The following is a 12127-nucleotide window of genomic DNA, read 5'->3' as shown; positions in this document are numbered from 1 at the left end:
GATCACGGGGGTCCGTCATCTGGCCACCGGCAGCCGCATGGTCGGCGACCTGGAGGGCGGGGCCGCCGATTTCGGGAGCGTCGGCGACTTCGACGGCGACGGCAGCGGGGACGTCTTCCGCCTCGGGGCGCCCGGCACGTCCACGGGGACCGTGTACTTCGGCCCGTTCGACCGCGCTGGTGCCGCGTCACGCACCGCCGAGCCCGCCGGGAAGCTCCCGTCCGAGAGCATGCCGTACCGGTCCGGCTCCGGGGACTTCGACGGGGACGGCCGCGACGAGCTGACGGTGTGGTTCCGCTGGACCGACCCGGACAGCGAGGGCGACGGCATCACGGATCTCCGGGGCGTCCACCACTTCCGGGGCGGCGTGAGCGGTCCCGTCCTCGCCGCCACGCCTGCCCCGTCCGACGAGGCGGCGGTCAGGGCGCTCACCGGGGTACCCGCCGACGTGGACGGGGACGGCGACGACGAACTGGTCCGGACACGGTTCATCGGGTACGGCACCAGGCTGACGGTGTTCGTCAACCGCGCCCCGGGCGAGGGGCAGCCCGCCGAGGTCACGTTCACCGACCCGCCGGGGCTGGACGGGGACCGGCCCCAGTACGGCGGTTCGAAGGGCGTCGCCGTCGGCGACGTCACCGGTGACGGACGCCCCGACCTGGTGGTGAGCACCCCTGTCGCCAACGACCACCACGGCGTGGTCTACATCGCCCCCGACGCGGCCCGCCTGGACTCCGGCACGCGCCTCCAGGCGGTCAGCCTGGAGTCCCCCGGCGTGCCGGGCGTCAGCAACGACCCCGGCGGGGGGAACAAGCAGTACGTCCGCCACCGCCTCGCCTCCCGCCCGCCCCTCCTCGATGTGAACGGGGACGGCCTCCTCGACGTCGTTGCCGCGTCCGACAACCTCGCCAGGAGAACGGGTTTCTGGGTCCTGCCCGGCTCCCCGGACGGCCTCGACACCAGAGCTTCACGGCACGTCACGGAGGAGGATCTGGGCTTCGGGTGACCGGCCTCGGACCGGCCGGAGAGTGATCGATGGCACGGCGTGACCGATCCCCCACCGTTCCGCCCTTACGACCCCACTCGAACACGTGCATCATGGCCCAGGTTGTTACCCCTGGTATGGATGAGGTGAACGGTGGGCGGGCACAGGGCGCTTGCGCGAGTGGCGGCGGCTTCAGCGACCGGGATCACCGTCCTCGGCCTCCTCACCGGCTGCGGCGCCGCCCAGCCCGCCGACGAGGGCTCGGCGAAGCCGTCCAGCCCCGTCGGCGTGGCCAAGGCCCGTGCCCAGGTGCCCGTCCCCCTCGGCGACGGCAGCAGGACCGACGACGACTTCAACGGTGACGGCCACCGCGACCTCGTACTCAACGACCTCGCCAAGAAGGAGAGCCACGCCGACGACGCGGGCATCGGCATCGTGTACGGGACGGCCACGGGACCGGCGCCCGGTGCGCGGCAGTTGCTCAGCCCGGCGAAACAGGCGGCCCCCACCGACGGCCAGTTGCCCGCCGTGTTCGACGCGGAGGAGAGCTGCGACCTGGACAAGGACGGCTTCACCGACCTCGTCGTCTCCACCGATCCGCCCTATGACGGGGAAGGACAGCCGCCGGTCCCGCTCCAGATTCTCTTCGGCTCCCCGAAGGGCCTGACCGGCAAAGCGGTCAAGCTCACCGTCCCCACCGGGGCCCGCGCCGGCAACGACTGGCCCGACCAGCCGGTGTGCGGCGACTTCGACGGCGACGGCGTGGAGGATCTGGTGGTGCACGCCACGGGCGGCAAACTCACCTATCTGCGAGGCCCTTTCACCCGTAAGGGCGCCCCGAGCGACGCCCAGGGCCCGCTCGCCGCCCCGGGCAGTGTGCCCACCGGCCCCTCGGTCGACGTCAACCGCGACGGCTACGACGACCTCCTCGTCCGCGAGGACGGCGAGGCCTCACCGTCGAGCGTCGTGTACGGCGGCCCGGCGGGCCCCACTCGCACGGGCTTTGCCCTCCCCGAGGGTGTCGACGTCGTCTTCGGCCGCTTCGGCAAGGGCAAGGCCGCCCTGGATGCCGCGATCGGCTCCATGGGCGCAACGGCGCTCCGCTACGACGTCCCGGGCACCCTGCGGGGCACGCTCGACGTGCCCGGTACGGTTCTCGACGCGGGCGACTTCGACGGCGACGGGCTCAGCGAACTCGTCTCCAGCGGGACGCGGTTGCGGGTGTTCCGGGGCCGCGCGGGCGGGCCGTCCGCCTCCGGTCTCGTCACGGTGGAGCCGCCCTCCACGGGCACCACGCGTGTGCTGGCGGTCGCCGACTTCACCGGGGACGGGCGTGCCGACCTGGCCGTACGGACCTATCGCGGCGAGACGAAGGACACGGTCGCGCTGTACCCCGGCCGGAAGGAGGGCCTGGTGGCGGCGAAGCCCCGGCTGACCTTCTCCACGGCGGAGTTCCTGAACGCCGGTTGACACCTCCGGGGGCGCGTCGTGCGCCGTGCGACCGTGGCACCCACCACCGCCCTTCGCCCCGCTGCTACCGCTCGCCCCGCTGCTCCTGCTCGTCGAGCAGCTTCCGCACCTCGGGCGGCAGCTCCTCGCCCGTGCGGGCCATGAAGGACGGCTCGTCGTCGGGCGCGTAACGGACCGCGATGGCGTCGGACGTGTCGAGCCCCGTGATCTCGTAGGCCCGGTACACCTCCTGCTCCTCCTCCTCCCTGGACACCGCATCGCGCCCGCCGCCCGTGTCGTCGCAGACGGGCACGGCGGCCGTGCCGATCTGCGAGCCCGCGGTGAACTCGGTGATGTCCAGATGGCGGTACCGGTGCTTCTCGAACTCCACGACGAACGCACACGACGCCTCGCCCTGCTCGCCTCCACCACCGGTCATCGGCCCACAGCCCGCCGTGAGGCCGGTGACGGCGGCGAACGCGAACGCCGACAGCCCGGTCAGCGCACGGCGGCGAGTACGGGAAGAGGTCCTCATGGTGTTCTCCCACGGCTCCGGGCGGCCGCGTCGGCCGCCTCACAACACAGACGCCCGGCCATGCCGAAAACGTTCGTTCACCTCCCCGCCGCCCCCACACAACCCTTGGTACGCCTCGTGAGTCACATCCAGGAACGGACAGGAACCGAACAGGTGTTGCCCAGTTCCAGGAGGCTACTCATGCGTGCGAAGAAGCTGGTCCTTGCCGTGTGCGCCGGAGCACTTGTCGCGGCGGGATCGGCACTGCCGCTGGCCGGTACCGCTGCCGCCGCCTCGGCGCTCAAGGACGACTACAACGGCGACGGCTACCGGGACCTGGTGATCGGCACTCCCAAGGCCAACGCGGTGACCGTGACCTTCGGCTCCGCCTCGGGAGTCTCCCCCGCCAGGTCCGTCACCGTCACACAGAACACCTCGGGCGTACCCGGCGTCACGGAGGCCGAGGACGAGTTCGGCGAGAACGTGACGAGCGGGGACGCGAACAACGACGGGTACGCGGACCTGATCGTGGGCGCGCCCGGCGAGAAGGTCACCGGTAAACCGGACGGATCGGTCACGATCGTCTGGGGCGGCGCGAACGGTTTCACGACCGGCGGCATGGTCCTGAACGCGCCCAGCGCGGAGGACGTCCGCTTCGGCGAGGGCGCCTCCTTCGTGGACCTCGACGGCGACGGCTACGCCCAGCTGGCCGTGATCAGCTCCAACCGCTGGTGGTGGTACTCCGACGGGGCGGTCCCGACGACCCCGAACGCCCCCGAGGTCCCGTTCCTCCCCGAGGACATCCGGCTGGAGGGCATGGAGGCGGGCCACTTCACGAGCGCGACCGGCTACACGTACGTCGTCTACGGCGAGCACGCGGACGGCTCCCCCTACACCGCGTACGTCAAGGGCGGCTCCGGCGACATCGGCTACTACTCCCGTGTGCTCGCCGAGGGCACCGACCGCCGGGCCACGAGCTCGGCGGCGGGCTCCGGGGACGTCGACGGCGACGGGTACACCGACCTGGTCACCGGCAACCCCGCGGACAACTCGATCACCGTGCACTACGGCGGCCCCGGCGACTTCGGCCACACCGGAACGTACACGCAGGAAAGCCCCCAGGTGCCCGGGACCAGCGAGCTGCTCGACCGGTTCGGCAGCTCCGTCGCGGTCGGCGATGTCACGGGGGACGGGCGGGCCGACGTGGCGGTCGGCGTGCCCGGCGAGACGGTGGACTCGGGCGCGGACGTCGGCACCGTCGTCCTGCTCAGGGGCAGCGCCACCGGGCTCGGCGGCGGAGCCTCCTGGCACCAGGACACCTCCGGCGTGCCCGGCGTCTCGGAGCCCGGCGACGGCTTCGGCTCCACGGTCCGGATCAAGGACATCAACAAGAACGGACGTGCGGATCTGGCTGTCGGCGCGACGGGCGAGGACATAGGGTCGGCGGCGGACGCGGGCGCGGTCTGGGTCCTGCGCGGCACCACCTCCGGCCTCACCACGTCGTCCGTGACATCCTTCAACGGCTCGGACTTCGGGATCGGCGGTGCGGGCCGCCAGTTCGGCGCCGTTCTCCGCTGATCCACCGTGACGCATCCGCTGATCCACCCGTGATCCAACCGCAGCTCCACCCGCAGGTCGCTCTCTTCTCACCCCCTCACCCCCGTAACCGAGTTGGAGCCCCCCGTGCCACAGCACAAGCGCAGCGCCTTCCGCATCCCGGCACGAAGAGCCGTGCCCGTCGCCGTCCTCTCCGTGGCCTCGGCCCTCGCCCTGTACGCGACCCTGGCCGCCCCCTCGGCCACCGCCGCGCCCACCGTCAGGAGCGACTTCAACGGTGACGGCTACGCGGACCTCGCGGTCGGCGTCCCCGGCGGCTCGGCCGACGGGATCGCCAAGGCGGGCTTCGTCCACATCCTGTGGGGATCGGCGAACGGGCTCGACGGCACGGCCACCAAGATCAGCCAGGCGTCGGAGGGCATCCCGGGCACGGCCGAGGCGGCCGACCGCTTCGGGTTCGCGGTCCAGGCCGCGGACTTCGACGACGACGGCTTCGCGGACCTGGCCGTCACGGCCCCCGGCGAGCAGGTCACCGACACGTCGACCACGCACGAGGGCGCCGCCTATGTGCTGTGGGGCTCGGCGAAGGGCCTGAAGTCGGGGCTCACGGTGGCCAAGGGCGTGGACGGGCAGCAGCTCGGCCGGCTGCTCACCGCGGGGGACTACGACGACGACGGCGACCAGGACCTGGTGCTGACCGTCGCGGGCGAGGAGGGCGGCTCGGCCATGCTGCGCCCCGGCCCGCTCACCAAGGAGCAGCCCCTGGACCTGGTCGAGGGGTACGACTTCGGCGACGCCCGCGCCCTGACCAGCGCCGACTTCGACGGCGACGGCACGGACGACCTGGCGGCGACGTTCCAGGGCACGGAGAGCTCCGGCACCCGCGTCCGCACGCTGGTCTCCGGCACCTGGACGACCCTGTGGCGGACCACGGACTTCGGTACGGCCCTCGCGGCGGGCGACTTCGACGGCGACGGCCGGAAGGACCTCGCGATCGGTGACGTCCACGCCAACTCCGAGGCGGAGAGCACGTACTGCGAGGACCGTCTCGGCGGTGCGGTCGCCACGGTGTACGGCGCCGCCGGCAGCACGCTGGGCGGCAAGGTCACCTGCACCACGCAGTCCTCCCCGGAGGTGGGCGGCACGGCGGAGTCCGGGGACAACTTCGGTGCCTCCCTGGCCGTGGCCGACCTCGGCGGCAGCGGCGACGGGCTCCTCGCGGGCGCGAGCCACGAGGCGGTGGGCTCGGTGGCCAAGGCGGGTGCGTACTGGGAGCTCCGGGCGGGCTCCGACGGCGTGTTCACCGGCCCGTCCTTCACCCAGAACAGCTCGGGTATCGCGGGTACGGCCGAGGAGGGCGACCTCTTTGGCACGGCGCTGACCTCGGCGCCGTACGACGACGCGCACCACGGGGACCTGGTGATCGGCGCGCCCGGCGAGAACGCGGGCACGGGCGGCGTCTGGTACCGCCCGTCGGCGGGCGACGCGACACGCCTCGCGGCCGTGTCCTTCACTCCGGGGAAGCTGGATCTGTCGGGGGCGGTGGCGTACGGAGGGGTGCTCGGCAAGTAGCGAACGGCGGGCGCAACACACGCTTGGACCACGACAGTTGGGGCGTACGGACCATAGGGGACCCGTACGCCCCACCGCCCTCACGAGCCACGAGAAATAGTTCGAACTCCCATACAACCCTCCTGCACCCCTATGAGTCTCCTGTTAGCCGACTGCCCTGCGACGCCCAGGCGAACTCCGGGCGAACACGGGCAGACGCGGCACCCCATTGACTGTGGACGCCGACCAGGCGTCCCGCATGCAGCAGGAGATTCCCGCATGCACAAACATCTGCGACTCGCCCTCGCGACGGCCTCCGCCGCAGCCCTGACGGGCGGTCTGCTGACGTTCTCGGCGGCGACGGCGACGGCTGCCGACTCGGTCCACCACCCCGTGGCGGACTTCAACGACGACGGGTACGGCGATGTCGCGTACGCGGCCGGCAACGCCACGGTGGGCGGCAAGAAGGGCGCCGGCCAGATCGTCGCCCTGTACGGCTCGGCGAGCGGTGTGACGTCCACGAATCGCACCACGGTCAGCCAGAACACGTCCGGCGTCCCCGGCAGTGCCGAGACCGGCGACACGTTCGGCTGGATCAGCGCGTACGGCGACTTCAACGGCGACGGCTTCGACGACCTCGCCGTGTCCGCGTCCCTGGAGGACGTCGGCGGCGACACGGACGGCGGCACGGTCGTGATCCTGTGGGGGTCGTCGAGCGGTCTGTCCGGCGGTACGACGCTGGCGGACCCGGCGCCCTCCTCCCACGACAGGTGGGGCAAGTCCCTGGCCGCGGGCGACTTCGACGGCGACGGCACGGAGGACCTGGCGGTCGGCGCCACGACGAGCACGATCCATGTGTTCAAGGACGGCATCAGCAAGTCCGGTACGGCAGGCGGCCGTTACACCATCAAGCCGCCCATCGTCTCCGGCGACGGCACGGGCCCGTTCAACCTCACCGCGGGCGACGTCAACGACGACCAGCGGACCGACCTGATCGTCGACGGCTTCGAGGCCGACAGCGAGGAGGGCTGGAACGCCAACTACTACGTGCCCGGCACGGCCTCCGGCCTGTCCGCCTCCTCCGCCCAGAAGCTGAAGCCCGGCATCGTCACCGGCATCGGTGACGTCAACGGCGACGGCTTCGGCGACATCGTGACCGGCGAGGAGTGGGACCCGTCCAACGACCCCGACGAGCCGTCCGTGCCCGAGTCCGCCACCGGCGGCAAGGCCCACATCATCTACGGCTCGGCGGACGGCCCGGCCGGAGCCACCGCCGTGACCCAGAACACCGGCAACGTGCCCGGCTCCTCCGAGCGCGGCGACTTCTTCGGCAACGACCTGTCGCTCGGTGACATCAACGGCGACGGCTTCCAGGACCTGGTGGTCGCCGCGGCCGGCGAGAACCTCAACGGTGTCGTCAACGCGGGCGCGGTGACGGTCCTCTACGGCTCGGCGTCCGGCCTGAACACCGCCTCCGGCTACCAGTACTTCGCCCAGTCCACGGCCGGTGTGCCCGGCTCGGACGAGAAGGACGACTACTTCGGCTCCGAGGTGAAGCTGACCGACGTCACGGACGACGGCAAGGCGGACCTGACGGTGGGCGCGATGGGCGAGAACGGCGGCAACGGCTCGGTGGTCTACCTGCCCTCCAACGGCACGAAGATCACGACGACCGGCTCGCGCTCCATCGCCCCGTCCTCCGTCGGCGTGTCGACGGACGCGTCACCGCTGTTCGGCGGCAACGCGGCCAACTGACGTACCCAGACAGCGCGTCGGGCCCGCACGCATCGGGGTGCGGGCCCTCCGTCCGGAGCCCACGACCCTGGAGCCCCCTTGCGCAAGCGCACCCTCCTCCTGGCCGCGACCCTGACCACCGGCCTGCTCGCCGCCCTCCCCACGACGGCCTCCGCAGCGCCCTCGGGCCTGGCCGGTGACTTCAACGGCGACGGCTACCGGGACATCGCGATCGCCGCGCCCCTCGCGAAGGTGTCCGGCAGGTCCGGCGCCGGCTACGTCGCGATCGTCTACGGCACCGCGAGCGGCCTCGACACCTCCAAGCGCCAGATCATCAGCCAGGCCACGACCGGTATTCCGGGCACCCCGGAGTCGGACGACGACTTCGGCGAGCACCTGACCACGGGCGACCTCGACCGCGACGGCTACACGGACCTGGTCGTCGGCGTGTCCAGCGAGCGGCTCGGCTCGGACATCGAGTCCGAGTCCGGCGCGCTCACGGTCGTCTGGGGCGGCGCGAGCGGGCTGAAGACGGCCGCCAACATCTCCTCGCCCCTCCCCGAGCACCGCAACGAGCTGGGCTTTTCCGTGGCCGCCGGCGACTTCGACGGCGACGGCGACACCGACCTCGCGGCACTCAACGGCGCGTACCCGATGCTGAACGTCTTCGAGGGCCCCTTCTCCCGCACGGGCAAGGCGACGGCACTCGTCGGCATCGACTCGCCCCAGCAGACGGACGTCATCCCCCAGAAGCTCGTGGCGGGTGACGTCACCGGCGACGGCACCTCGGACCTGCTCGTCATGGGCCAGCAGGAGTCCACGGACGTCTACCGCACCCGCAGCGTCCTCTACACGGGCTCGGCCACCGGCCTGAAGGAGGGCAGCAGGCTCGCGGGCGGCTACGACGGCGTGATCGCGGACGTCGACAAGGACGGCTACGGCGACATCGTCACCGGCAACTTCATGGAGAAGTCCACCGAGGAGCCGAACGGCGGCCTCGGCGGCGCGGTCACGGTGACGTACGGCGCGTCCGGCGGCCTGAGCTCGCGCACCCCGGTCCGGATCACCCAGGCCACCGCGGGCGTCCCCGGCACCGCCGAGAAGAACGACGCGTTCGGCTGGAGCCTCGCGGCGGGCGACGTGAACGGCGACGGCTACGCGGACATCGCCGTCGGCGCCTCGTACGAGTCCATCGGCTCGGCCAGGCGGGCGGGCACGGTCACCGTCCTGCGCGGCTCGGCGTCGGGCCTGACCGGCAGCGGCGCGAAGTCCTTCTCCCAGAACACGTCGGGCGTGCCCGGTACCGCGGAGTCCGAGGACCACTTCGGCGACGCGGTCCGCCTCACCGACGCGAACGCCGACGGCCGTACGGAACTGGCCGCGGGCGCGATGGGCGAGAACGGCGGCGCGGGCGCGGTCTGGCTCTTCAGGACCACCTCCAACGGCATCACCGCCACGGGTTCGAAGTCCTTCAACGCCGCGACACTGGGCGGCCCTTCGGGCCTGTCGTACTTCGGCAACGTCTTCGCGGGCTGACGCCCTCCTGGCCCTCCCTCACCAGCTCCACACCGGCTCCACTGGAGAACCTCTCATGCGCATCCGTCTCTCCGCCGCCGCGGCCCTCACCACCGCCGCCCTCACCGGCGCGCTCCTCACCGCCACCGCGGGCACCGCGTCGGCCGCTCCCTCCGGTCTGGTCGGCGACTTCAACGGCGACGGCAGGCAGGACGCCGCCGCGGGCGCCCCGTTCGCCACGGCGGGCGGCAAGTGGGAGGCCGGGGCGGTGGCCGTCGCGTACGGCTCCGCCACCGGCCTCGGCACCAAGAAGACCATCAGCCAGAACACCTCCGGCGTCCCCGGCTCGGCCGAGGAGTCCGACGGCTTCGGCATGTCGACGGCGGTCGGCGACCTCAACAACGACGGCTACAGCGACCTCGCGGTCGGCGCCCCGTACGAGAAGGTCGGCGACGACACGAACGGCGGCGCGGTGGTGATCGTCTGGGGTTCGGCGAGCGGCCTGTCCGGCGCCACGACCGTCAAGGACCCGGCCGTCTCCGGGCACGACCGCTGGGGCCATGCCCTCGCCATCGCCGACTTCACCGGCGACGGCAAGGCCGACCTCGCCGTCGGCGCCTCCAGCACCACGCAGTACATCATCAAGGGCGGCTTCACCAAGGCCGGCTCGACCGGCTCCAAGATCACCTACACCACCACCTGGACCGGCAGCGCCGGCGTCCTCGACCTGGCCGCGGGCAGGATCAACGCCGACGGCAAGGCCGACCTGGTCGTCAGCGGCGAGAAGAAGCTCGGCTCCGAGCGCTACCTGCACCGCAACTTCCTCTACTACGGCACCACGTCCGCCCCCACCCAGAAGACGGAGCTCCCGTACGGCGAGAGCATCGCCGTCGGCGACCTCGACCAGGACGGGTACGGCGACATCGTCACCGGCAAGACCGAGGACGCCGTAGAGGGCGACCTGGGGACGACGGGCACGGCGGCGATCTCGTACGGCACGTCCACCGGGGTGGAGTCCGCCGTGGAGCTGCCGGTGGGCGCGTACGGACGCCCGTCCATCGGCGACATCGACGGCAACGGCTACCCGGACCTGGCCGTGGGCACCCCCGCGAGCAGCGCCGCGGTCGACTGGTCGGGCGCGGTCCTCGTCCACTACGGCGCCGCGGACGGGCTCGGCTCCCCGGTGACACTCACCCAGGACACCGAGGGCGTCCCCGGCGCCGCCGAGACCAACGACTCCTTCGGCACGGCCACGCTGCTCCGGGACGTCACGGGTGACGGCTACGCGGACCTCGTCGTCGGTTCGGACAGCGAGAACGACGGCAACGGCTCGCTCACGTTCCTCAAGGGCTCGGCCACGGGCCTCACGACCACGGGCTCCGCGAGCTACGGCCCGAGCGCGTTCGGGATGTCCACGGCGTACTACCCGCAGCTCGGCATGTTCCTGGTCGGCTGACCACCTCGTCGTGGTGGAGCTCGCGTGTACAGCCAAGGCTGCGACTGGCAGATTCGGGCCGGCTCCGAGGGCGGTGACCTCGGGGTGAGCAGGTCGCGTGTGGCCCGGATCTTCCGGTCACTTACGGCTCCACCGTATGAGGGCGGCGAGTCCGGTGGCGGTTGTTTCGATGACCGTGCCGGGTTCGTCGCTTTCGCGGAGGAGGGGGGTGTCCTGGGTGGAGGCGATCTCGAGGCAGTTGGCCGCGTCGCCGCCGCTGGAGAACGATGACTTCTGCCAATCGACGTCGTGCGGCATGCCGGAACACCTCACATGGTCTGTGCGACTTGGTGGATCAACTCTCGTGACTCTACGACCCCCAGAGCAGCCCCCTCCACCTTGCGCAGTACCTCACGGTAACGGGCCAGTTGTGCCTCTGCATCCAGGAAAGCACTACCGTGCTGGTTGTCCACCACCACGGTGTCCAGGCGGGAAACCAGGCCCCCTGCGTAGGCTGCCGGATCGACGACACCTGCGAATCCGTCGACGTCGAACGGCACCACACGGATGGTCACGTTGGGTAGCCCGGAGCGCTCAACAAGCCACATGAGCTGTGCTCTTGCCACCTTGCGATCGGCCACCCTGATCCGCAGTGCGGCTTCATGGATCAGGGCCTCGTAGCGCAGCCCGGCCAGAACCTGCTGCCGGCGGAGCCGGAACTCCACCCGCGTCTCCGTCTCCCTCTCCGACAGCTTCGGCACCGACCCCGCGAAGATCGACCGCACCTGGTCCTCGGTTTGGAGCAGACCTGGGATGTGCACGCTCTCGAAGTTCCTCAAGAACGAGGCATGGTGCTCCAGTTCCGCCAAGTCCAAGTAGCCGGACGGCACCTGTCCCCGATACTCCTCCCACCAGCCCCGTCCACGTTCGGTCGCCATGGCCACCAGCGCATCGACGAGCTTGGCGTCATCACACGCGAACTGACTGGCCAGATGCCGTACGCGCTCGGCACTCACGCCGACCCTGCCCGCCTCCGTGCTGGACAACTTGCTCTCAGCGATGCCCAACGCTCGGGAGGCCTCCCGCCCGGTCAGCCCTGCCCGCTCCCGGAGCTTTCGCAACTCTGCACCGAGTCGCTCCTGACGTGCTGTGATGACACTCCTTGCTGGCATGTTCCTCTTCTCTCCCGCAAGTTGAGACAACCCCAGTATCCCGGTTCAGCTTGCACAGGATACAGATTTACCCCTACCTTGAGTGACGCGCCGCACACGCTGTGAAACCGCCGGGACGTCCCGGAAGCGCACCGCACCGCCCTGCCACGGCGGGCGCGGCAGAGCCACCGCCCGACACCACAGCGCGCCCGAACCCCACCCCACCACCCACCGGG

General features: G+C 71.4%; 10 protein-coding genes. 7 read left to right on the top strand and 3 right to left on the bottom strand.

What is annotated here, in order from left to right; genetic code table 11:
• Together FNH04_RS30125 and FNH04_RS30120 are read left to right on the top strand one after the other, a co-directional pair.
• Positions 1–1006: FG-GAP repeat domain-containing protein (locus tag FNH04_RS30125; protein WP_194236866.1), on the top strand; the 1006-nt coding region annotated here is incomplete at its 5' end.
• Positions 1007–1165: 159 nt separating this feature from the next.
• Complete coding sequence (locus FNH04_RS30120; protein WP_322724233.1) at positions 1166–2455, top strand: FG-GAP repeat domain-containing protein; 1290 nt, start codon at positions 1166–1168, stop codon at positions 2453–2455.
• A 64-nt stretch (positions 2456–2519) separates the two neighbouring features.
• Here FNH04_RS30120 and FNH04_RS30115 read toward each other — a convergent pair whose 3' ends face one another.
• The gene (locus tag FNH04_RS30115) at positions 2520–2969 is read right to left on the bottom strand and encodes a DUF6281 family protein (RefSeq protein WP_152788939.1); all 450 of its coding nucleotides are present in this window, start codon (positions 2967–2969) and stop codon (positions 2520–2522) included.
• Between the two features lie 180 nt (positions 2970–3149).
• Between FNH04_RS30115 and FNH04_RS30110 the strand changes: the two genes are divergently transcribed.
• The 5 genes from FNH04_RS30110 to FNH04_RS30090 all read left to right on the top strand — a co-directional run bounded on the left by FNH04_RS30110 (position 3150) and on the right by FNH04_RS30090 (position 10761).
• Positions 3150–4526 (top strand): FG-GAP-like repeat-containing protein, encoded by a 1377-nt coding sequence (locus FNH04_RS30110; RefSeq protein ID WP_152788938.1) that lies wholly within the window; start codon positions 3150–3152, stop codon positions 4524–4526.
• Positions 4527–4631: 105 nt separating this feature from the next.
• Positions 4632–6077 carry an FG-GAP-like repeat-containing protein gene (locus tag FNH04_RS30105; protein WP_194236865.1) on the top strand — a complete coding sequence of 482 codons (1446 nt, stop codon included), beginning with the start codon at positions 4632–4634 and terminating at the stop codon, positions 6075–6077.
• Positions 6078–6335: 258 nt separating this feature from the next.
• Positions 6336–7811, top strand: a complete 1476-nt coding sequence (locus tag FNH04_RS30100) for an FG-GAP and VCBS repeat-containing protein (protein ID WP_152788936.1) — start codon at positions 6336–6338, stop codon at positions 7809–7811.
• A gap of 78 nt (positions 7812–7889) precedes the next feature.
• On the top strand, positions 7890–9326 hold the full coding sequence (locus FNH04_RS30095; RefSeq protein WP_152788935.1) for an FG-GAP-like repeat-containing protein: 1437 nt from the start codon (positions 7890–7892) through the stop codon (positions 9324–9326).
• 55 nt (positions 9327–9381) lie between these two features.
• A complete protein-coding gene (locus tag FNH04_RS30090) occupies positions 9382–10761 on the top strand; it encodes an FG-GAP-like repeat-containing protein (RefSeq protein ID WP_152788934.1) in 1380 nt (459 codons plus the stop codon).
• Positions 10762–10878: 117 nt separating this feature from the next.
• On the opposite strand, the gene FNH04_RS30085 is transcribed toward FNH04_RS30090, so the two are convergent.
• Positions 10879–11058: a DUF397 domain-containing protein gene (locus tag FNH04_RS30085; protein WP_152788933.1), complete on the bottom strand. Its 180-nt coding sequence runs from the start codon at positions 11056–11058 to the stop codon at positions 10879–10881.
• 11 nt (positions 11059–11069) lie between these two features.
• Complete coding sequence (locus FNH04_RS30080) at positions 11070–11912, bottom strand: helix-turn-helix domain-containing protein (RefSeq protein WP_152788932.1); 843 nt, start codon at positions 11910–11912, stop codon at positions 11070–11072.
• Positions 11913–12127: the final 215 nt, after the last annotated feature.

This window comes from Streptomyces phyllanthi, from assembly GCF_009377205.1.
GTDB lineage: Bacteria > Actinomycetota > Actinomycetes > Streptomycetales > Streptomycetaceae > Streptomyces > Streptomyces phyllanthi.
Note: the sequence above shows the minus strand (reverse complement) of the source record. Positions and strands in the feature narration are given on the sequence as shown.